Source organism: Photorhabdus bodei (assembly GCF_003287735.1).
GTDB classification, from domain to species: domain Bacteria; phylum Pseudomonadota; class Gammaproteobacteria; order Enterobacterales; family Enterobacteriaceae; genus Photorhabdus; species Photorhabdus kayaii.
Genome location: NZ_NSCM01000136.1, coordinates 1 through 1066, shown reverse-complemented (window position 1 = coordinate 1066; position 1066 = coordinate 1). Strand labels below are relative to the sequence as shown.

Below are 1066 nucleotides of genomic sequence, written 5' to 3'. Positions count from 1 at the left end.
TGGAAGTTGTCATTAATACGGCACGACAGGTTCCCGGCAAGTTCCGGTAATATTTCCGTAAAAAAACGATGGATTGCCTGCCTGAACAAGGTCGTCGAAGCGAAATAATGGTTATTCCTGACCTGTTCATTCATCACCTTCCACAGCCTTTCTATCGGGTTCAGATTCGGGCTGTATGGCGGCAAGTAATGAAGCTCAATGTTCATCACATAAGCCCAGTCTTTCACCAGCCTGCTTCGGTGGTAACCGGCTCCGTCAAGGATAATATGAACCTTCTGACTGACCGGATAGGTCTCACGGATGGCAATGAAGAACTCAGCGATGTGATAACTGTCGATACGGTCATACTCACGTACTACCGTTTTGCTGATATCGGCCAGATTCAGGGCCCCCATCAGGTTCAGACGGGTACGGCTTCCCGTGGTTTTCACCGCGGTTTTCTGCCCTTTGCGCATCCAGCCATAAGCGAGTTTGGTCCCCTGAGTGGGATGGACGCCATCAATGAACAGGATGGGTTCATGGTCTCCGGCTTCCTGCTTGAGTTTCCCGTAGGTTTCCATAAAGGCTCGTTGCTGCTCCGCGTTGAACTTGTGTGGTACGCCGGTCGGTCTTTTATAACTGAATCCATTGTGGTGCAGCCATTTATTCATGCCGGGAACAGTGTAACTGATATCCCACGCTTCTTTGACAAGGCGGATAACCGCCTGTGTGGTGGGCAGAAGATTCGCGGTCAGATAAGCGATAAGTTCCTGAGTCTGTGTTTCGCTGAGATGGCTCTGAGAGCCGCCATTTTCGGGCTTGAGTTTGCGGTGATTAAGGTAATCGCTGATATGACGATTAACGGTCGTTTCATGAAGACGCAGGGCCTGAGCGATCATCACGGAACTCCAGCCCTCAGAGGCCAGCAGGACCGCTTTGATGCGATCACACTCTCTCTTATCACGGCAGGTGTGATGGAGGTGTTCAAGTTCGGCTTTTTGTTCATCGGTAATGAAGATTTTCATGACTGATACCATGAACCTCATTTGGGCGAAAATCAAGCAGTTTCAATGAGCACGGGTATATA

At 49.8% G+C, this 1066-nt stretch carries 1 protein-coding gene; it reads right to left on the bottom strand.

From position 1 onward, the window contains the following. Nucleotides 1-1004 (bottom strand): IS630-like element ISPlu8 family transposase (locus CKY02_RS23100; RefSeq protein ID WP_162121022.1); only part of this gene is annotated, 1004 nt, incomplete at its 3' end. Nucleotides 1005-1066: the final 62 nt, after the last annotated feature.